This is a genomic window from Photobacterium alginatilyticum (assembly GCF_009910675.1).
Taxonomy (GTDB): domain Bacteria; phylum Pseudomonadota; class Gammaproteobacteria; order Enterobacterales; family Vibrionaceae; genus Photobacterium; species Photobacterium alginatilyticum.
Genome location: NZ_RSEJ01000009.1, coordinates 139,123 through 158,282, shown reverse-complemented (window position 1 = coordinate 158,282; position 19,160 = coordinate 139,123). Strand labels below are relative to the sequence as shown.

21 protein-coding genes and 1 riboswitch are annotated in these 19,160 nt (G+C 46.0%); of the genes, 10 read left to right on the top strand and 11 right to left on the bottom strand.

Going from position 1 to position 19,160, the window contains the following annotated elements; all coding sequences use genetic code 11:
• Positions 1-91: 91 nt before the first annotated feature.
• The 3 genes from EIZ48_RS10835 to EIZ48_RS10825 form a co-directional block, all read right to left on the bottom strand.
• Positions 92-2,473 carry a fatty acid cis/trans isomerase gene (locus EIZ48_RS10835; protein WP_160650881.1) on the bottom strand — a complete coding sequence of 794 codons (2,382 nt, stop codon included), beginning with the start codon at positions 2,471-2,473 and terminating at the stop codon, positions 92-94.
• An 80-nt stretch (positions 2,474-2,553) separates the two neighbouring features.
• The gene (locus EIZ48_RS10830; protein WP_160650878.1) at positions 2,554-3,852 is read right to left on the bottom strand and encodes a winged helix-turn-helix domain-containing protein; all 1,299 of its coding nucleotides are present in this window, start codon (positions 3,850-3,852) and stop codon (positions 2,554-2,556) included.
• A 252-nt stretch (positions 3,853-4,104) separates the two neighbouring features.
• A complete protein-coding gene (locus EIZ48_RS10825) occupies positions 4,105-4,557 on the bottom strand; it encodes a DUF3069 domain-containing protein (RefSeq protein ID WP_075761882.1) in 453 nt (150 codons plus the stop codon).
• A gap of 282 nt (positions 4,558-4,839) precedes the next feature.
• Here EIZ48_RS10825 and EIZ48_RS10820 point away from each other — a divergent pair, with 282 nt between their 5' ends.
• From EIZ48_RS10820 to EIZ48_RS10795, 6 genes are all read left to right on the top strand, one after another.
• Entirely contained in the window at positions 4,840-5,778 is a 939-nt protein-coding gene (locus EIZ48_RS10820) for a GGDEF domain-containing response regulator (protein ID WP_192928543.1), read from the top strand.
• A 334-nt stretch (positions 5,779-6,112) separates the two neighbouring features.
• Positions 6,113-6,781 (top strand): YceH family protein, encoded by a 669-nt coding sequence (locus EIZ48_RS10815; protein ID WP_160650873.1) that lies wholly within the window; start codon positions 6,113-6,115, stop codon positions 6,779-6,781.
• 64 nt (positions 6,782-6,845) lie between these two features.
• Entirely contained in the window at positions 6,846-7,190 is a 345-nt protein-coding gene (locus tag EIZ48_RS10810; RefSeq protein WP_160650991.1) for a GIY-YIG nuclease family protein, read from the top strand.
• Positions 7,191-7,397: 207 nt separating this feature from the next.
• Positions 7,398-7,745, top strand: a complete 348-nt coding sequence (locus tag EIZ48_RS10805; protein ID WP_160650870.1) for a hypothetical protein — start codon at positions 7,398-7,400, stop codon at positions 7,743-7,745.
• Between the two features lie 61 nt (positions 7,746-7,806).
• Entirely contained in the window at positions 7,807-8,349 is a 543-nt protein-coding gene (locus EIZ48_RS10800) for a YaeQ family protein (RefSeq protein ID WP_160650866.1), read from the top strand.
• Between the two features lie 130 nt (positions 8,350-8,479).
• Entirely contained in the window at positions 8,480-9,127 is a 648-nt protein-coding gene (locus EIZ48_RS10795) for a YdcF family protein (RefSeq protein WP_160650863.1), read from the top strand.
• 96 nt (positions 9,128-9,223) lie between these two features.
• On the opposite strand, the gene EIZ48_RS10790 is transcribed toward EIZ48_RS10795, so the two are convergent.
• Positions 9,224-9,892 (bottom strand): glutathione S-transferase family protein, encoded by a 669-nt coding sequence (locus EIZ48_RS10790; RefSeq protein WP_160650859.1) that lies wholly within the window; start codon positions 9,890-9,892, stop codon positions 9,224-9,226.
• Between the two features lie 11 nt (positions 9,893-9,903).
• Entirely contained in the window at positions 9,904-10,515 is a 612-nt protein-coding gene (locus EIZ48_RS10785; protein WP_160650856.1) for a glutathione S-transferase family protein, read from the bottom strand.
• Positions 10,516-10,614: 99 nt separating this feature from the next.
• Here EIZ48_RS10785 and EIZ48_RS10780 point away from each other — a divergent pair, with 99 nt between their 5' ends.
• Entirely contained in the window at positions 10,615-11,214 is a 600-nt protein-coding gene (locus tag EIZ48_RS10780) for a TetR/AcrR family transcriptional regulator (RefSeq protein WP_160650853.1), read from the top strand.
• Positions 11,215-11,250: 36 nt separating this feature from the next.
• Here EIZ48_RS10780 and tenA read toward each other — a convergent pair whose 3' ends face one another.
• From tenA to thiD, 5 genes are all read right to left on the bottom strand, one after another.
• Positions 11,251-11,919 carry a thiaminase II gene (gene tenA / locus EIZ48_RS10775; RefSeq protein WP_160650850.1) on the bottom strand — a complete coding sequence of 223 codons (669 nt, stop codon included), beginning with the start codon at positions 11,917-11,919 and terminating at the stop codon, positions 11,251-11,253.
• A gap of 33 nt (positions 11,920-11,952) precedes the next feature.
• The gene (locus EIZ48_RS10770; RefSeq protein ID WP_160650847.1) at positions 11,953-12,894 is read right to left on the bottom strand and encodes an ABC transporter substrate-binding protein; all 942 of its coding nucleotides are present in this window, start codon (positions 12,892-12,894) and stop codon (positions 11,953-11,955) included.
• 67 nt (positions 12,895-12,961) lie between these two features.
• Positions 12,962-13,783, bottom strand: a complete 822-nt coding sequence (locus tag EIZ48_RS10765) for an ABC transporter permease (protein WP_439126575.1) — start codon at positions 13,781-13,783, stop codon at positions 12,962-12,964.
• Entirely contained in the window at positions 13,776-14,552 is a 777-nt protein-coding gene (locus tag EIZ48_RS10760) for an ABC transporter ATP-binding protein (protein ID WP_160650844.1), read from the bottom strand. The genes EIZ48_RS10765 and EIZ48_RS10760 overlap by 8 nt, the downstream gene beginning before the upstream one ends.
• Positions 14,553-14,563: 11 nt before the next feature.
• Positions 14,564-15,391: a bifunctional hydroxymethylpyrimidine kinase/phosphomethylpyrimidine kinase gene (gene thiD / locus EIZ48_RS10755; RefSeq protein ID WP_160650841.1), complete on the bottom strand. Its 828-nt coding sequence runs from the start codon at positions 15,389-15,391 to the stop codon at positions 14,564-14,566.
• A 68-nt stretch (positions 15,392-15,459) separates the two neighbouring features.
• Positions 15,460-15,557, bottom strand: a riboswitch (TPP riboswitch).
• Between the two features lie 214 nt (positions 15,558-15,771).
• Between thiD and EIZ48_RS10750 the strand changes: the two genes are divergently transcribed.
• The gene (locus EIZ48_RS10750; RefSeq protein ID WP_160650838.1) at positions 15,772-16,140 is read left to right on the top strand and encodes a VOC family protein; all 369 of its coding nucleotides are present in this window, start codon (positions 15,772-15,774) and stop codon (positions 16,138-16,140) included.
• Positions 16,141-16,228: 88 nt separating this feature from the next.
• Here EIZ48_RS10750 and EIZ48_RS10745 read toward each other — a convergent pair whose 3' ends face one another.
• Positions 16,229-16,801 (bottom strand): PhnA domain-containing protein, encoded by a 573-nt coding sequence (locus tag EIZ48_RS10745; protein ID WP_075761912.1) that lies wholly within the window; start codon positions 16,799-16,801, stop codon positions 16,229-16,231.
• 300 nt (positions 16,802-17,101) lie between these two features.
• Here EIZ48_RS10745 and EIZ48_RS10740 point away from each other — a divergent pair, with 300 nt between their 5' ends.
• On the top strand, positions 17,102-17,596 hold the full coding sequence (locus EIZ48_RS10740; RefSeq protein ID WP_160650835.1) for a hypothetical protein: 495 nt from the start codon (positions 17,102-17,104) through the stop codon (positions 17,594-17,596).
• Positions 17,597-17,816: 220 nt separating this feature from the next.
• Entirely contained in the window at positions 17,817-19,124 is a 1,308-nt protein-coding gene (locus tag EIZ48_RS10735) for a S1 family peptidase (protein ID WP_160650832.1), read from the top strand.
• Positions 19,125-19,160 lie beyond the last annotated feature (36 nt).

Here is a 19,160-nt window from a genome sequence, read left to right as displayed (position 1 = left end):
AGCGGGCTGAGCCTTGCATTTGTTGATTAAATTAGTCGATTACGAAAAAAAGCCTGCACGAAGCAGGCTTTGTAGGATAAAGGTGATTTCGTTATCGGTTTTCCAGGCGGTTATAGTCAAGTAGTCCAGCCTCAATCGGATAACTATCTCGATATATCTGATTCAACTTGTCACTGAAAGACCAGAAGTCCGAACTTGTTCGACGAACGGCGTAGTTATCAAGAAGTTTGCGATAATCTTGTTCTGTATTCACTGTCTTTATTTGTTCAGCCAGTTTTGGCAGTTGGGACTCCTGTAGATGCCAGAAGGCACCGGGATAACTGCCAAGTAAGCCTGAAACCAAAGTCACGTCATCCTGTTCATACAGGCGATTAGATTCTTCATCAAACAGGCTAGAAATGTTTTTGTGGGCGCTGTTTCTAACCAGTGTGAACAGTTGCGGTTGGGCGGTGCGATCATTTGGTTCTATGACGATAAACGTCAGCTCGGGGAACAGGGTTGCCTGCTTGCCTTTTAGTTGGTTAATCGTATCAAGGGCTGCAATACTTGCTGGTGTCAACTGTGCATTGGACAATGCAAAACGGTTCGAACTCACATCGTTTAAGCGATCCAGCAGCATATTAAACAGCTCTTTCTTAGGATTATCAGTGTTGAACTGGACACCTGTCGGCTGGTTAAAGGCATTGATATCCCCTTGTATGAACAGGCTTAAATGTTGGTTGGAATCCTGATACCAGCTAGCGAGCTCCTGACGTCTGGTTTCTGTCGGTAGTAGTGACAAGAAATTAGATTCACCTTCCATACGCAGAAAGTCCATATACATCCGGGTAATAAGCTGGTGGCCGAAATTACCATAGACATCAAAACCGGCTACCAGTAGGTAATGGATCCGTTCAATCAGTGAATAATCAAGTACCCAGGCCGTTTTCGGATGCTCGCCAATAAGTCCTTTTGCAACGGTGGCGCTATCGAAATGACGGAAAATGGTCAGGGTCGCATTGTCATTGCTACCGTCGCCATCCCAGATCAAGTCTGTTGTTAAATGCTCTCCGTTTTCAAAGGTTTGGTTCAATAGCTCGTTTTTGGCTCGTAAGAAGCGCCCTTGCTGTTTGGCGTAGGAAATCCAGTTTGTTAGCGGCAGGGTGTTGCTTTCTTTTTCTGCTGGCAAACGCAGGTTGTGTGCCTGTTCTGCATAGAAGGTATTGACGCTAGGAACGTTAGCCATTTCAGGAGCAACGAAGAAGACCCAGAAGCGGTCATTAATGACATTTAAAGCCAGCTGGCCACGACATACAGGCCCTTTGATGAAGCCCATGATGGTGTTTTGTGCATTATCGATCATAAATCGATAGCGGGCATTGGCCGGCAACTGGCTGAATGCCATCAGAGGGTTGGCAGCGAGATCTGGCTCATAGCCCGGTAGGGTAGAAACGACGTAAGAGGGTTCGAAAAAGAGTTCGTCATACCGTGCCATCTTGCTCTTGTTCAGGGCGTAAGGCATGTGAGTTTTATCGACAATGGTTTCTCGTACCAGCTCGAAACGGTAGTAGACGCGATCTACCCCGGGATCATCAAACGGTCGACGGGTCGCGATTAAATCAACAGGGCTGCCCGGTGCGGTTTTTGAGCGGACTAGTTTAAAGAAAACCGGCTTTTCTTCATCTGAAAAGTAGAGATGAGAAACAAACAGATGCTCGTAGATATATCGGCTGACAAGTTGTTCCTTGAGTGAATCACCATTTAGGAAGGTTTCCCACTCGCGCACTTTTGCCAATGTCGCCGATGAAGGCGGTTCAACGCTGGTCATTGGTGCGCCAGCAGCCAGCCACTCCATGAGAGTGTCGTTTTCGTTTTGTGAGATTTGAGGTAAGCCGTAAGGCATGCCCCATTTAGGGTAGGCTTGCTCGTACTGATCCATTTCCTCTATTGTTGGGCATTGCTGATCCCGGTCCAGGCTAAAGTCCCAGTTATCCGGGTTTAGAACGGTATCTGATGGTAATGGGTGCGCTTGTTTAAGCTGAAGCATTCTTGCCATTACCCCTGCCTGGGTATTGGCCTCAGGTGACTGCTCACGTTCGTTGAGCACGGGGGTAAAGCCCTTATCACGCCATTGGGCCGTAGTTTGAGCATCAATAAACATGCGCGTGGTATTGGCAGCCAGCAGACGAGTGCCTTCGTAGACTTTCTCTTTATTGGCACCACGGTCTATGCCTTCCGCTGAGCTTAGCTTTAGTTGGCACGGAGCATCATAGCAGGCGTGGCAAACTACGCAGCGGTTTTCGATAACCGGCTTGACGTCGGTCAGGTAGCGCTGAGCAATAGGTGTTGTTGTCGGCACTATACGGTCTTTGGGCTCAGGCAGACCATAGAGTTGGTCGTAGTTGAAGCCGGCATATACAGCACAGCCTGAGAAAATCAGGGTGAAAAGGATCACCGCCACTCTATTGCTGTGCTTCAAAAAAGGTAAGCGCATGGATGATTTATTAACTGGTTGACATCTCAATATTGTATAAGTAGCCACCGCGGTATAACAAGATTTTATTTTAACGTTGTTCAATTAGCGCTTTGCTGCTTGTACTCCGGCATATATTGCTTGTAATTAAACAGTTTGGTGTTTTTCACACTGTTATGGACCCAGTAGATCCCTACATTGGGATAGAAGATCAGATCCAAGTAGGGCTGTTGGTATAGCAGGTAACTATACGCGATACGTTTTGCTCTAAAATCGTCTCTCATCTTCGATTCTGTCATTAACGCCGTTGATTTTTCCTCGACAAATAAATCACTCGGCTGGTACGCCCAATGAAACATGTCTGGTTTTAGCTGGGCGGTTGAAAGAAAAGGCGACTCATTTTCGATGATTGACAAGGTAGCCGCACGCACCGACAGGGCGTGATGGAAATCAGTGTCTTTTTCAGTAATGAAAGACATATAGGAGTAGTTGAGCGTGGCAGATTCACCTTTCGAGATATAGTGATGGACAACCTTCGACTGAATACCGGACTCGTCGATATAGTTCATGAACACCTGCGCGGTTGGTTCTCGTGCCAGCTGGGTTTGGATAACCGGATCATCCCGGTAGGTCTTGGTTTCATGAACGAGAAGATCAGAAAATTGTTCCCAGTTGTGATAACCAAAAGTATATGAAAAATCGGTGTTTGGTTGGCAGGCGCTTTCTCTGTCAACCCGGCACCAGGCAACAGAGTAGATACCGTCACCTTTAAAAGCAAAGGCTTTAACCTTGGTAATTTTGGGTGGTGAGACCAACTCTAGGTGTTGCCGGTAGGCTAGATTGAGTTTTTGCCGCAGATCATCCAAATCGTCGTCATTAGTGGCAATGAGAGTAACTGAGTTATCTCCCCAGTTTTCTGTTTGGGTTAAGTAGTAATTTTGTGCCGGTCGTTTGTAATGATTTAACCAGAAATAGGTACCAATACTGGCGATGAGAAGAAAACAAACAAACGAAAACGGGAAAAGAGGGTGCTTAAAGAGAAACTTGGTTTTCTTTGTCAGCTCAGTGTCGAGTGGAACTTCCTGTCGTTCGAACTGAGTAATTTGATAACCAACACGAGGCAAGGTTTCAATGACCTCACCTTTATGCCTTTCCTGCAGTTTTACCCGAAGCGCCCGTATAACCTGAAACAGTGATGCTTCTGTAACAACCCGATCAGGCCATCCTACTTTCAGTAATTCGCTCTTGGTAATCGGACGCTGGTGGTTATCGATTAAAAAAGTCAGGATGTTTTGTTCTGAGAGGTTGAGCTTTTGTATTGAGTCAGAAGATTTGATAATGCCTTGGCATGGAATGAAGTAAACGTCAGTTTGAAATTTAATATGCTCACGGCTTGACATTAATACCTCTGATGACTTGTGACACAGTGGAACGTTTCCTTTTAGAGCTCAAAGCGCTAATTATTAGAGATTTCATCAGCCGAAAAGCATAGATAAAGAAATCTAGTACGCTACGTTTAATTTTACGCTGGAAAGTAAGTCTACCATGAATAAGGGAAAAGAGTAGGGGGGAGGTACGTTCGGGGAAGGAAATGACGGCGCAGCTTTGAAGGGGCTCAGGGAGGTGGATACCTCCCTGCCGGAACAATAAGATTATTTCTTAAAGATTTCCAGGAACTCACGCTTCATTGGTGGGTTGCGGCGTGCTTTTTTCAGCTGCTTGCACATGTCTTTCACACAGTTATGCAGTACTTTGTCTAGCATAACGGCTTTGTATTCTGTGTATTCTTCGTCTGTCATGTCATCAGGCTTTTTCGATTCCTGTAGCTCACCCAGGAAGTCTACACCTGAGTAGCTTTGGCTAAGCGCGATAAGAGCATGAAACTGTTCGAAGTTGTCCAGCACATTTTGCGCACTTGCAGGAAGCTGGTCCCACGCTAGGCGAGATGTTCCTTCAGAAGCTTTGTAGACGTTGACTAGCATGCCCAATAGTTCTTCCGGCACTTCTTCAAACTCGACAACCTGGCGAAGTTCTGGCGAACAATCGTCAAGAGTAAAGGTTACTTCTTCGGCGATTTGTTCTTCTTTATTTTCAATCTCAGACATAGCTAATTCCTACAGCATGAATAGTTAAGGAGGGGAATCCTATAGCCCTACGTATAAATGTCAACTTTTCTCAGCGTAACCGTCTAATTTGGTTAGCCAGAGTAATATAGCTTGTTATCGGTAACAGATTACCAGTCAGGATTGAAAACTTGCTAAGCAGGTCACGTTCGATCGCCTATAGTGAAAGTATGCTCATATTATCGTTAGGCAAATTTTCTAGCTGTGCTATAACTAAAGACAATACAAATGTTTCAATATCAATAGGATGCTTTCATGGAAGCAATGCGTATTTTACTGGTCGATGATGTTCACCTTGAACGTATGCAGCTTGCAATGAGGTTGCAGCGTCTTGGTCATATTGTCGAGGCTGTTGGTTCAGGACATGAAGCTATTGAAAAATACCCGTTGTTTGATCCGGACTTAGTGCTGCTTGATGTTAGCATGCCGGATATGAGTGGCACCGAGGTGGCGGAGCAAATTCGAATTCAACACCCTGACTGGGTGCCTATCATCTTTCTGAGCGGTCATGATGAACCTGAAATGATTGCCAAAGCCATTGATATGGGCGGGGATGATTATTTGGTCAAGCCAGTAAACAAAATGGTTTTGGTCTCTAAATTAAAAGCCATGCAGCGTATTGCGCACATGAGACATCAACTGAAGGAAGCGTCGGAGCAACTTGAACTGGCTAATGAGCGCCTTTCACAACAGGTTAATGAAGATGGCTTAACCAAGCTGGCCAATCGACGTTATCTTGATCAGAAGTTGGCTGAGTTTATTTCGTGGCATGGACGCAATAACTTATCGCTGACTATCATCATGGTGGATGTGGATCACTTCAAACCGTTTAATGATCATTATGGGCACCTTGAAGGTGACCGCTGCCTTCAGGCGGTTGCTGGTGAGCTCAAGCAGACATTTAGCCGGGCTGGAGAGCTTGCCGCTCGTTACGGTGGTGAAGAGTTTGTTGTCTTGATTAGTCATTGTGAAAAAACCAAGGCTGTGAGGGAGTGTGAAAGGCTGAAGGCCTGTATTCAGCGATTAGAGATCCCTCACTCGAAATCGACGACATCGGATGTGGTAACCGTGAGTCAGGGGATGGTTTCGTGGATCCCTACGGGCCTTGAAACGCCTGAGAACATGTATGAAATCGTTGACAAGGTGCTCTACAAAGCCAAGGAGCAGGGTCGTAATCGTTACGTTGCTGCAGAGTTTACCTGATTGCATTAATCTCCCTCCAAGAGTCACATCAGCTTGGCTGTTCTTTTTGCCGTAAACAGGGCTTGAAAGGCAGTTGAGTATGTTGTGAGACATCACTCCATTCAAACAATAGCTACCAACTAACGCATTGGCTGAGCCGAGGCGGTAGGTATAACTTCGCAAGATTAAATGCTAATTGATTGATTTTCAAACACTCGGTTCGACAAACGCTTGTTGTTCAGGCTGTGCGTGCTAATCTGCCTACAGGTCAGTGCTGATCCCAGTCTTGGCATGACATGTTCATAAAGAGTGGAATCAGTATTGGTATCAACAATAAGAAGGGTGAGGGAAGATCATGGATATTTGCTTTTCGCAGAATGAAGCGCGAGTGTTGGGTTGTTTGCTAGAAAAAGAAGTGACTACCCCGGATCAATACCCATTAACATTGAATGCATTGACAACAGCATGTAACCAGAAAAGTAATCGAGACCCTGTAATGTCGCTGGACGAAGCGACCGTGCTGGATACTGTTGAAGCGCTGAAAGCTAAACGCATTATTCAGGAAGTAACGGCAGGTTTTGGTAGCCGTGTCGCTAAGTACCAGCACCGGTTCTGCAATACTGAGTTCAGTACATTACAGTTTACCAAGCCGGAGAAGGCTGCGCTGTGTGTAATGTTGCTGCGTGGGCCGCAATCACCTGGCGAAATCCGTACCCGAACGAATCGCCTGTGTGATCTTGCAGACGTTAAAGAGGCAGAAGCTGTATTAAATGGCCTGGCAGAACATAGCAAAGGTCCATATGTGGTGAAGTTGCCAAAAGAATCGGGCAAGCGTGATTTCCGTTACATGCATTTGTTCAGTGGTGAGGTTGATCTCGAAGCCTTGGCTGAGCAGGCTGCGGTACCTGTTGTCGGCAGTTCATCTCCAACTTCTGAGCGTGTAGCGAAGCTGGAAGAAGAAGTTGCTACAATGAAGCAAGAAATTGCCGAACTTAAAGAGCTACTTGAATCATTGACTTCTTAAGTGCAGAGATAATCGCGTTATTCACTAAAGTTATGGCTCAGCATTGGCTGAGCCTTTTTATATGATGAAACAAACAGATATTACTTCTCAGGCTGAATATACAGCAAAGCAGACTGATTCAGAGCGTAATAAAGCCGCGCAATGGTCGGTCTACTTAATCAGAACTGCATCAAATCAGCTTTATTGTGGTGTGACGACAGATGTGAAACGCCGTCTGAATGAACATAGTGGTAGTAAGAAAGGGGCTAAGTACCTGAAAGGGAAAGGCCCATTAAATTTGGCCTGGACTGAGCAAGTCGGTGATAAGAAAACGGCTATGCGGTTGGAGTACAGAATCAAAAGGCTGTCGAAAGCCAAGAAAGAGTCAATTATTAACCACACCCTGAAAATCAATACACTATTGGAATAAAACAATGTTTTAAAGCTGAGTGTTAGATCACGAAAATCGCACAGCACAATAGCAGTAATCACGTATCATGGAGTTAATAGTAAGTTTGATAGGTTAATAACTGTGTTCATTAGAACTTGGTGTTTTGGTTTTTCGTTAATATTTGCCTCTTTGACAGTTCACGCCTCAGAGGTGACGACCACACCTAGTCCGAGAGGACAAAGAGATGTGTTGAAAGATAAACTAGTCGGGATATACACGACATATCAACTAAGAGAGACTCTGATTCAAGGCTGCAACCGGCTCGAAAATGGTATAAGTAAAGATGTTCAAACAGCCTTTGATGATTATGCCGTGGTAGCCAAAGATTATATCTTGGAGGGCAAAAGGTTGCTTAATGAAGAGTTGTCCGCCGTAGATGTGGTCGAATGGAAAACGTTACTGGCTAAAGCCGGAAATCACTACAAGCAAAAGTTCAACCAGTTGCCTCTGACAGAGCTGAAGCAAGAATGCCAGCAGCTGGCAAGAGAAATGACCACTATTAACAAGCAAGTTATTGCGTTGAAAAGCCAATAGAAATTGAACTCTAGTCTTATTCTTACTACACTTCAGGCATCTTAAAATCAGGTGTTTTGTTATGGCACAGAAAGCCACCATTTATAAGGCCCAGTTCAACGTCGCTGATCTGGACCGTCACGTTTATATTGATAAATCGCACACATTAGCATGTCACCCTTCGGAAACAATCCAGCGACTAATGCTGCGCCTAGTTGCCTGGGGTTTGAATGCAAATGAAGAGCTGCAATTTACCAAAGGGCTATCAGAAACCGACGAGCCTGATCTGTGGATTAAGAACCTCAGTGATGAGATAGAGCTATGGATTGAACTAGGTCTACCGGAAGAAAAACGGGTTCGTAAAGCCTCCCACCGATCGCAGCAGGTGATTATTTTTGCCTATGGCGACAATGCCGCCTCGGTCTGGTGGCAGCAAAACAAAAGCAAGATCACTCAATATGCGAATGTTTCAGTCGTTTTCATCAAGGATGAGACATTAGCCGAGCTGGAAGCGATGGTTGAGCGTACTATGCAGCTTCAACTGACTATTGAGGGAGAGCAGGGTTGGCTAAGCTCTGGTGAAGCCAGCTGTAACATCGTCCCGGACTGGTGGCATCGCGTCTAGCCAGATCTCAAAGTGGTATTCGCTGGTATTGTAATGCTAACTTCATTCTAGCTGTGCAAAGTAATACACAAACTACCTCAATATGCTGGATTCAAAGTGGGTCCAGCGGTTTCAGTTCAAGGACGGATATATGGCATCACAGGTTCACTCTCTGGCTAAGAAAGTCTGGAACTACCACTTACTCAATGATCAGCTTGAGAAAAGTGATTGTATTTTTGTTCTGTGCAGTAACGATATTCGTGTAGCCGAGTATGCAGCAAAATTGTACCTAGACGGCTATGCGCCTTATATCGTCTTTTCTGGCGGGGTAGGTGAATTGACCAGTGGGATGTTCAGTGAGTCGGAAGCAGAGGCCTTTGCTCTGGTTGCTGCGGATATGGGCGTACCCAAAGAATCTATTCTTATTGAACCCCAGTCGACGAATACCGGTGAAAACATTCTTTTTACCAAGGTGCTATTGGAAGATAAGGGGCTTGACCCTAAAACGCTGATATTGGTTCAAAAGCCATTTATGGAGAGGAGAACCTACGCCACATTTATGCAGCAGTGGCCGGGCAAGCAAGTGATGGTGACATCGCCGCCTATCAGTTTCGATGAGTATCCAAATGAATTGCTCACCTACAGCGATGTCATAAACGTTATGGTAGGCGATCTTCAGCGAATCAAAGATTATCCGGCTCTGGGGTATTCAATGCCACAACATATTCCTGACGATATCTGGCAAGCATTTGAATCACTGGTCGAACTGGGTTTCAACGAACATTTGATTACTACTTAGCAAACCGCACTCTAGATCGTTGCTTACCCGGGTCTGTTCATCTCTCTATTTTCACCTGTCACAAAGATGATGAAGATCAACAGACCCTAAGCTCAGTTATCGGGTCACCATTTTTCTAATTTCAGCAGCCTTCTCTTCGTCACTCAGTTCTGATGGCGGCGGAACAAGAATACCTTTCTGACAAGCAGGGCGTTCGGCAAGTTCATTGAGCCAGCGTTGCAAATGCTCCAGGCCGTCGATATCAATTCCGCTCCATTCATAGATTCGAACCCATGGCCAGGTTGCCATATCTGCGATGGTATATTCATCACCAGCGAGATAGGCATGTTTGGCCAGCTGTTTATCCATGACCTCGAACAAGCGTCGGCCCTCGTGCTGGTATCTTTCTATTGCCGCCGGAATGGTCTCCGGGAAATAACGATAGAACACATTTGCCTGCCCCATCATTGGTCCCACACCGCCCATCTGAAACATCAGCCACTGAATAACCTGAGAGCGCTTTTTAGGATCCTCAGGCAAGAACTTTCCAGTTTTCTCAGCCAGGTACAACAAGATGGCACCGGATTCAAAAACAGCGAAATTGTCGTTTTCTGTGTCGACGATGGCAGGAATTCGACCGTTTGGGTTAATGGCAGTAAATTCTGGCTGTTTTTGTTCCGCCGCCATCAGGTCGAGTGGGTGGACTCGGTATTCAAGCCCCATTTCTTCCAGCGCGATAGAGATTTTATGGCCGTTTGGCGTGGCTGCTGTGTAGAGATCTATCATACTAATTCCTTTTAACCTTTAACTGAAGGACGTGTGCTAACTAGCTGATACCAGCGTTGTAAGTTTGGTAAGTTTTCATCGATATGGATTTCTAGATTTTTCATGAAATCGCACAATATGACTGCAGTAATGTCAGCAATACTGAAATTGTCACCGGCAACATAGGTTGTTTTTGAGAGTTGTTTCTCAAGCGTCGGTAGGAAATCAACTAACCGCTGGCGAGATTCTTCCCCCCAGGCCGTTATGCAGTTTTCTCTGTCTTGATAGATGCCGCTGATGTTACGGAAGGCTTGCATTGCTACCAGCAGGCCACGTAGTTCGACCAAGCGTTGCCACATTTCAATTTGGGCTTTTTCGAGTGCGCTATTGCCGAAGAGTGACTGCTCTGTAGGGAAGGCTTCGTCAAAGTAACGACAAATTGCAACTGACTCACAGATTGTGGTGCCGTCATCGAGTTCAAGGACAGGGATTTGCCCATTGAGACTTATTGCCCTGAATGTCTCGCTGAGGTTTTCGCCCCCACGAATATCGACTTGCTGACGTTCAACGTCAATTCCTTTTTCGGCCAGAAAGATACTGACTCGGCGAGCACTTGGTGCCGGCCCTAGTTCATAAATTTTCATTATACTTCCTTTATCTGAACGTTCGTTTAGTTTAAAATCTACTCAATAACGGAACGATCAGTCAAGTATGATTTGATCTTTTTTTGGCGAGGAATAGGAATGGCCAGATCGAAGAATTTTGACCGCGAGGAAAAACTGCTGTTGGCGATGGAGCTTTTTTGGCAAAAAGGCTACGCGGAAACCTCAGTTGCAGACCTGGTTAACCATCTTGGAATCAACCGGTTCAGTCTTTACAACACGTATACCGATAAGGAGTCGTTGTATCGGGAAGCGCTGGACTATTACCTGAAGAAAATATCATTTCCGATGCTTTCAGATAGTCTGTCTGCTGACGCGGGTTACCAGGACATTGTTGCGTATCTGACATGCTTCGCCGATTTGCAACGGGAGCAAAAATGCGGTTGTTTTATGCAGAATGCCATTTTGGAGCGGGCATACAGTGATGATGACGTGCTGGAAGCCGGAAGTCTGCTTTATCAGACACTATCCGATAGCTTTAAGAATGCGATTGAAAATGCGCAGCGACGGGAAGAGCTGAATACAAGTGTTGAACCGGCGAGGCTTAGCCATTTCTTGGTGATGCAGATGCAGGGAATAAGAGTACTGGGGAAAGCTCGGCAATACGAAATGATTGATGATGCCCTGTCTGTGTTACTGACTATGCTTGATGGACAAAAAGTATCAGGTGCCTGCGAATAGGCACCTGATATTGATAAGAATTGCTAAATGCTCGAATTAGCTATCAGAAGCGTTCAGGCCTTGTTGCCAAAAGGCAACCTCCATACGAGTCGCTGTTTTAAAGATCTCGCACAGTCTTTGACCGCGTTGGCTGTCTAGCGAAATTTCAGTCAGCATCTCGTCAAGGCGTTTTATGGTCTCACGAACGCCAGACTGGAACTCTTCACCGCTGTATAGTTGGATCCAGCTTTGGTAAGGGTTACCGTCAAGTTTTGTTTCAGACCAGTTAAGGAGCTGAGTACCGATCTCGGCATAGCCAATCGCGCAAGGAGCGAGGGCGGCAAAGAGATCAACACGATCCCCTGCCATCCCGGTATCAAGGACATAGCGAGTGTAGCTGACGGTACCGAAATCTTCTGGTTCACCTTCCATGTCAGACTCGGTCAATCCCCACTTGGCGCAGTATTCGACATGATGGGACATCTCGGAATCAAGCAAAGCCGTTAGGCTTGGTAACGGTTCACGCATTTCTGCAAGGGTGCGTCCTTTGAAGATAGCGAGCGCATAGGCTCGTGCATAGTGTTTGAGGAATAAAAAGTCCTGTTTAAGATAATGAAGATAGGCACTTTTATTCAGTTCACCTTTAGCAAGTTGAGTAACAAAGCTATGTTCGGTGTAAGCTTGCCAGTCTTGCTGGCAGGCTTTGATAAGGTCTTGATGATTCACTGGAAGTCCTTGTTAAATAAAGCCATGAAGTGATTAGTACGTTAATACGTAATCTTTAGCCTGCGGCAGGGTTGTGATGATTTTGTGCTGCTTCATGAACTCGGCATATTCGTCATATCGTTTCAGTTCAACAGCTCCCGGACGCAATGCAAAACGGGTAAGGGTATCTTCCCAGGCATTACGGTTGAGATCGTTATTCAGAGTATCGGGAGAATATGCAACGAACTCCTGCCAGGCCTTTTCAGGATGGTTGATCAGGTAGACAGTTGCTTTTTCGATAGCCTTATTGAATTTACTCACTGTTTCCGGGCTGTACTTGTGTTTGTTGGCTACGAAGATCAGCTCATCATAGGGTGGAACACCGTGCTCTTCAGGGTAGAATGCCGTTGCTTTGTAGCCTTCCAGCTCTAGTTGATTCAGTTCGAAGTTTCTCAATCCGCCCCAAATCGCATCCACTTTGCCGGAAGCGAGAGAAGATGAAAGCGCCCAGCCAACGTTAATGATTTTTACGCTATCCATGCTGACATTGGCAGATCTTAACATGGTACCAATAGTTGCATCTTCGTTACCGCCAATCGCGACACCAATTTGTTTGCCTTCCAGATCTGCAAGACTCTTAACACCTGATTTATCAAGCACAATCAGAGAATTGAGTGGCCCGGAGATAAGAGTGGCCGAGCGTACGACTGGCAAACCGGCTGCAGTACTTGAAATAAGTGTGCTTTGGTACGAAACGGCCATATCAATCTTGCCTGCGGCAACAAGCTTGTCTGGAATACTTGGATCAGTTGGTTCCTGAATCTCGACCTCAAGACCTTGTTCGGCAAACCAGCCTTTTTCCTGGGCCAGGATAATAGGGCCGTGGTTGGGGTTGACGAACCAGTCCAGCATCAGGGTGACTTTTTCTGCTGCCGCATTGAATGAGGCCATAGATAGAGAAAGTGCAGCAAATCCATGGAGTAAATGCTTTTTCATTGATTGTTCCTGTCCTTAAGTTGTTATTTTTATTGCTTATTCGCCTGATAGCCAGGCTTTGTTGGTGTTATTTGCTTTGCCACGGAATTGCTTTTTTCAGCAATACATCGGCGGTGAAATAGAGGCTGACTGAAAAGAAAGCCAGGATAAAAAGGGCGGCAAACATTTCGTCGACAAACATTCGGGCGTTTGCCTGAAGCATTAAATAGCCAAGACCTTCGCTGGAGCCTACCCATTCACCAATTACTGCGCCGATTGGAGCGACGACAACTGCGACTCGAATGCCTGAGGCCAAAGCTGGCAGAGCCGCCGGTAAACGAATTTTCCATAGGAGCTGCCAGCGCGTTGCGCCCATGGTTTTGGCCAGATCCAGATATCCTGAAGGTGTATGACGAAGGCCGTCATAACAGCAGGTTGTTACCGGGAAAAAGATAATCAGGGCGGCCATGACAACTTTCGAGGCAATACCATATCCCAGCCACAGCATCAGAATCGGAGCGATAGCAAAGACGGGAATTGCCTGACTGGTGATAAGAATTGGCAGTAGCCAGCGGCGTAACGGGGCAAACAGCAACATTTGCAATGCAAAAAACAGCCCCATAAATAAACCAAGCAACAGTCCGAGTATAACTTCGGTACTAGTGACTATTGTGTGGTGCCATAACACCTCAGAGCGTTCGATTAACTTACTTAAGACTGCAGCCGGGCCAGGCAAAATGAAGGCCGGCATGTCGAATGTTACGACAGAGGCCTGCCATAAACCCATAATCACAGCAAAGCTGATCAGAATGCGCATCAGGCTTTGTGATAGCCCGCGGTGCTGTTCCGGTACTAGATGCCGGATTTGGACTGACTCGGTCATGGTATTGGTAGTGGGTTGTTCAGCCATAATCCTGCTCCAGTTGCTCGATAATGGTCTGTTGGTGGGCAGCCATTTGGGCATCAAATTGCCTCGGTGGTACTGATGGTGGCGTATTTAGTTCAATGAGTTTGGCAGGCTTGCCAGTCATGATGTAGATATTGTGCCCGAGGCGCAGTGCTTCTTGAGGGTCGTGGGTGATCAGCAATACAGTACGGTTTTTGAGAAGCTCGGCTGATAAAGTCTGCAACTTATGGCGTGTCACGGCATCAAGTGCCGAGAATGGCTCATCCATAAGCACCAGCGGCTTGTCCTGCATCAACGTTCTGGCCAGTGCTACCCGCTGGCGCATTCCGCCAGAAAGCTGATTGGGCATTGCTGTCGCGTAGGATTCTAACCCTACTGCCTGAAGCAGCCTGACGGCTTTATCCTGATCCCGAAGGGAGGGAGACGAACCGAAACGATGGCTCAGGCAAACGTTATCCATCACTGACAGCCATGGCAGCAAAAGATCTTGCTGAGCCATATAGGCAATACGTTCAGACAGCGACTTATTATCGGATGTGACAAGGCTGCCATGCCAATTGACACGATCTTTGTTAAGCCCTGCAAGTTGCCTTAGCAGTGTTGTTTTACCACAGCCACTTTTACCCAGCAGGCATGTCCACTCACCGGCAGGCAGGGTCAGATTCAGATCCGCGAACAGCGCATCATTGGCATCTTTGTATGTCAGCGAGACGTGCTGCATACGAACTTCGACAGCACGAGAGTGAGTGGTTGTTGTTGCAGATACAGACATAGCCATTGTCCTTATTCCGGTTGGTAGTGACCGGTAAAGAAGTGGTGTACAGGCCCATGACCCGAGCCAATTTCAAGTTCGCCAGCGTGGCTGATAGCCTTTGTGATATAGGATTTTGCGTATTGGACGGCAGTTGTTAGCTCAATACCCTGGGCAAGAAACGATGCGATTGCTGAAGAAAGCGTGCAGCCGGTTCCGTGGGTATTGTTAGTTGGAATTCGAGGTGTGCTCATGCGGACCACATCATTAGCCAGAATAAGCAGGTCGGTACTGTTGGTGTCCTGTTCCAGGTGACCGCCTTTGAGAAGAACGGATTTAGCGCCGATTTCACGTAAACCGTCTATCATATTCGCCATTTCCTGCTCGCTGTGAGGAATAGCGACACCCAGTAGGGCTGCTGCTTCAGGTAGATTAGGGGTAATAACATCAGCTAGCGGCAACAGTTCTGATTTCAGGCTTGAAATAGCATCTTGTTGCAGTAGGAGGTCACCGCTGGTCGCGACCATGACAGGATCGACAACGAGATATTTAGGCTGGTATTGACGGAGCTTGGCGGCAACTACACGGATAATATTGGTGTCACTTAGCATGCCAACTTTTACAGCTTTGACATCAAGATCAGTAAAGACACTATCAAGTTGCTGTTCGACAAACTCGGGTTCGACGGCCAGGATACCAGACACTCCTTGAGTGTTCTGTGCCGTCAATGCAGTGATGACGGAGCAGGCGTAACTTCCTGTTGCCGAAATAGCCTTGATGTCGGCTTGGATGCCAGCACCGCCGCCACTATCAGAGCCGGCAATCGTTAGTGTGATTGGTGTTTTTGATGGAATCGCCATAACTACCCCTAAAGTTGAGCGCAGGGTAGCAGGTGTCAAAGAAAGGCCACAGGAGAGAAGGGCGCAGAGAGACACGGTTGCTAGTTCCCTACGCCATTATTAAATGGATCAGGTTCAACGGGTCCCATCGAAATGGTCTCAGCCAAAGGCTCCCCGACTAACGTACTAAAATTCGTTTAATATGTTTGACTAAACAGCAAATGATGCTGTTATTAATTTTCCCGCTATTCTAACCATGTTTTTTATCAGAGAGCAAACATGATTGTGAAAATTTCTGGGGCAGGACTGTTTTCACTTGACCAGCCTCTGAGATTAAAATCACCAACCTGTGTAAGCTTTAGACAAATAAAGGTGGGGTAATCAATCTCAAGAGGTGAAATATGGATAATTCCCAAAAAGAATCGCATGAAAAAATCAATTATGTTGAATTCCCTGCAGTGGATCTTTCTGCGACAAAGGCTTTTTTTACTCAGGCATTTGGTTGGGAGTTTGTTGATTATGGTGAAGACTATTCCGCATTTTCCAATCAAGGGTTAGATGGCGGCTTTTTTCAGTCGGCATTGAGTTCGACCACAGCTAATGGCGGCGCTTTGGTTGTGCTTTACAGTCAGGAGCTGGAGACTTCGCTGCAAAATGTCAAAAAGGCGGGCGGGGTTATTGTTAGACCTATCTTTTCATTTCCGGGTGGGCGTCGTTTTCATTTTACCGAGCCAAGCGGCAACGAGCTTGCGATATGGTCCGATAAATAATACTGCTAATTTATGAATTAGGTAGCCTCATAAACACCAAAGGCGCTAGATAGCGCCTTTGGTGATTCATCGTTACTGCGAACGTAAATTACATTTTTTTACAGTACGCGGCGATGATTACCATGTTGGTACCGGCTGCTTTACCTGTGATGTGCAGAGGATTGTCTGTTAGGCGAATGCCACGAACAGCGGTGCCTTGCTTAACAACCAGGCTAGACCCTTTAACAGGCAGGTCTTTGATGATAGTGACGTTGTCACCAGCCTGAAGCGGAGTGCCATTCACATCTAGTGTTTGAATAGAGTCTAGTGCTTCTAGTGCGATCCCTTTTTCAGCCCACTCAATTGTGTCTTCTTCTAGGTAAAGCATATCAAGAAGATCTTGCGCCCACGTTTCAGCCGAAAGACGTTTCAGCATACGGTAAGCCATAACCTGAACAGCAGGAACCTGGCTCCACATGCTATCGTTCAGGCAGCGCCAGTGATTCTGATCCATTGTATCAGCATCTTCAATTTGACCTCGGCAAGTACCACAGACCATCACACAGCTACCAGCAGTTGTGTCCGGAGAAGCAGGCACTTCATATACGCTCAAGTTATCTTCAGATGAACAAAGTTCACATTTTGCGTCAGCACGCTGCTTAACGATGTTTTCAATAGTCATAGGGATTTGTCCGTAGATTTGTTGTGGCATTATTATGCCAGCATTTTTCGATAAGGAAAGAAATCCTGCTTTAGGTCACACAAATAAGCCTAAGCAGATAGTGAATTGTATGGTAAGTGAACATCTTTATCGGCGCTGGTCGTTTTTTGCCCGTTATCGAGCGACCTGGTTGAAGAGAAATAGCCGCCTTAAGCTATCAATTATTTGCTCATTGTTGTTGAAAGGCTGTAATAATGTAGAGATAAGGATAAAATCATAATTGCCTTAAATTAATATTATAAGACGATGTAGGGACGAGTGATGAAGAAGGCTGTTTTTTTACTATCTATACTTGCTTTGGCGGGCTGTGATGAAGATGATGTCAAAGATTTAGCGCAAGGGAATACTAAAGTGTTTACGGTTACGGGGGCGCAGGTAGCCAGTAAGCTAGGAACATTGGATCCCGGTTACTACGACATTGCTGTAATTACAAGTGCAAGCCAGGGGAATACGTCGCCAGACGGTCTGCCAGTTGCTTCAAAGTCTACACTTGAAAATCTGGGAATCTCGGTTGAGGGAGAGACTTGCGGCAGAATTGATATCACTGATCAGGTTTGCTTCCAAAGCGGAAATTCAAGCAGCTGCCTGCCGAGTGAGATTAATATGCTCGGTTTGGCGGTTTATACGATTGATCTTGATAAAGTTAAAACGGCGTCAAGCAATGGATTTTATCCTAAATTAGCCGCTGAAGTTGGTGGGCTGTACGTGGATATTGCTTATAAAGAAGTAAGCTGTGCCTCACTTCAGGCACTCTAACGGGAGCGTTGCTTTGGAAGACTGGGTTTGTTTCACAAGCCCAGCGTTATTAATGTTCGAAAGGTAAACAATAAAATTGGATCAGATTAACTGATAAATGTTGCTTACTTATGTTACGGGGTAAATTAATTCGAATATCCTCGCATAACATCTTTTTTCTCATATTCACTTTTATATCCATTGGTAAATTACTGCTTTTATTTGCCGGGGATTGAACGTAATGACAGTTAGGCACTTACTCGCCTCAATAGGCTTATGCCTGTTATATATTGGCCAGGCAATAGCTTCAGATGTTACTGGTTATGTAGTCGGTGGCACGCCCGTTAAACCTAGTCAAGACTATAGCTGGATGGCCTCGATTCGTCTAAGTTCAAATCAGCTAAGCCATACTTGCGGCGGAACCGTTGTTAACCAACGCTGGGTGCTTACTGCCGCACATTGTGTTGTTCGACAGGGGGATGATGGTAAGTTTATCGTGATTCCTCCCAGTCAGTTGAGTGTGATGGTAGGGACAACAAGTAGTGTTGTTGAAGACGTTGCAACGTTATACGCGGTTTCTCATGTTGTCGTTTATCCCAAATACTCCCCCCAGATCATTCTCAAAGAAACCCTCCAGCCTGATGGCTCTATGCTTACCGAGGTGATCAGTACGGCATTAGAGAATGACCTAGCTTTATTGCGAGTTGATAAGCCTTTCTCTGTGAATATTAATCATGTTGCTCTGGCAACGGATAAAGATGCTGATGAACTCGATATTCAGTTAGGGTTGCAGTGGTCTGATAAAGAACGACCTGAGAATACAAAAGTATCCGGTTGGGGATCAACTCAGACAAATGGAGGTGGGGTATCAAAAAGATTGCTGGAAGCTAAGCTATCATTTGTTCCAATGGATGAATGTTTTACTCGTCTAGAGCTTGGAAACGACGCTCATTACATCATTGATAGCCCAATGAACAGAACAAAGATCTGTACGCTACCGCCATCGGTCATTTTTGATAGCGATGGTAATTCGCTGGAATTTGGCTCGGATTCATGCAAGGGAGATAGTGGCGGGCCTCTAAGAGCACAGAATGAGCTGGGAGAATGGGTGCAGTTTGGTATTGTCAGCGGTGGCCCTATAGGTAAGCTGGTTTGTGGCTCGCTTGTGCGTCCTAGTTTTTATACACGGATTGGCACCTATTATCCTTGGATTCTATCGATTGTCGGTTCCATCCCTGAAAAGCCAGTTACCAAGCCCGACTTTATTACAGCCGAAGAATCCTCTTCGACATCGCCAGAGGGAAGTACAGATGATTCGGGTGGTGATGCAGAATCCGGTAGTGTTACGGGCTCTGGTGGTAATACAGGCTCCGGTGACGGAAAAGAAGATGAGCTTGTTAATAGTGACTGTAACCTTAACTCTTCTGGTATTTCACACAATAACTGCAATTTGAAGTCAGCCAGTGGCGGAGCAAGCGCCTGGGGGGTGATATTATTGATGATTATTGCTTGCTGGGCTCGTTGCGGGGCAGGGATTAGAGAAGGGTAAGTGATTCGAATAAAGCCACCAAAATGGAACGGTGGC

Coding starts and splice junctions, on each gene's coding strand:
- EIZ48_RS10810 (WP_160650991.1), top strand. CDS start 6,846: ATGAAACAAACAGATATTACTTCTCAGGCTGAATATACAGCAAAGCAG.
- EIZ48_RS10830 (WP_160650878.1), bottom strand. CDS start 3,852: ATGTCAAGCCGTGAGCATATTAAATTTCAAACTGACGTTTACTTCATT.
- EIZ48_RS10735 (WP_160650832.1), top strand. CDS start 17,817: ATGACAGTTAGGCACTTACTCGCCTCAATAGGCTTATGCCTGTTATAT.
- EIZ48_RS10820 (WP_192928543.1), top strand. CDS start 4,840: ATGCGTATTTTACTGGTCGATGATGTTCACCTTGAACGTATGCAGCTT.
- EIZ48_RS10745 (WP_075761912.1), bottom strand. CDS start 16,801: ATGACTATTGAAAACATCGTTAAGCAGCGTGCTGACGCAAAATGTGAA.
- thiD (WP_160650841.1), bottom strand. CDS start 15,391: ATGGCGATTCCATCAAAAACACCAATCACACTAACGATTGCCGGCTCT.
- EIZ48_RS10780 (WP_160650853.1), top strand. CDS start 10,615: ATGGCCAGATCGAAGAATTTTGACCGCGAGGAAAAACTGCTGTTGGCG.
- EIZ48_RS10750 (WP_160650838.1), top strand. CDS start 15,772: ATGGATAATTCCCAAAAAGAATCGCATGAAAAAATCAATTATGTTGAA.
- EIZ48_RS10795 (WP_160650863.1), top strand. CDS start 8,480: ATGGCATCACAGGTTCACTCTCTGGCTAAGAAAGTCTGGAACTACCAC.
- EIZ48_RS10740 (WP_160650835.1), top strand. CDS start 17,102: ATGAAGAAGGCTGTTTTTTTACTATCTATACTTGCTTTGGCGGGCTGT.
- EIZ48_RS10825 (WP_075761882.1), bottom strand. CDS start 4,557: ATGTCTGAGATTGAAAATAAAGAAGAACAAATCGCCGAAGAAGTAACC.
- EIZ48_RS10800 (WP_160650866.1), top strand. CDS start 7,807: ATGGCACAGAAAGCCACCATTTATAAGGCCCAGTTCAACGTCGCTGAT.
- EIZ48_RS10835 (WP_160650881.1), bottom strand. CDS start 2,473: ATGCGCTTACCTTTTTTGAAGCACAGCAATAGAGTGGCGGTGATCCTT.
- EIZ48_RS10785 (WP_160650856.1), bottom strand. CDS start 10,515: ATGAAAATTTATGAACTAGGGCCGGCACCAAGTGCTCGCCGAGTCAGT.
- EIZ48_RS10790 (WP_160650859.1), bottom strand. CDS start 9,892: ATGATAGATCTCTACACAGCAGCCACGCCAAACGGCCATAAAATCTCT.
- EIZ48_RS10765 (WP_439126575.1), bottom strand. CDS start 13,783: ATGGCTGAACAACCCACTACCAATACCATGACCGAGTCAGTCCAAATC.
- EIZ48_RS10815 (WP_160650873.1), top strand. CDS start 6,113: ATGGATATTTGCTTTTCGCAGAATGAAGCGCGAGTGTTGGGTTGTTTG.
- EIZ48_RS10760 (WP_160650844.1), bottom strand. CDS start 14,552: ATGTCTGTATCTGCAACAACAACCACTCACTCTCGTGCTGTCGAAGTT.
- EIZ48_RS10770 (WP_160650847.1), bottom strand. CDS start 12,894: ATGAAAAAGCATTTACTCCATGGATTTGCTGCACTTTCTCTATCTATG.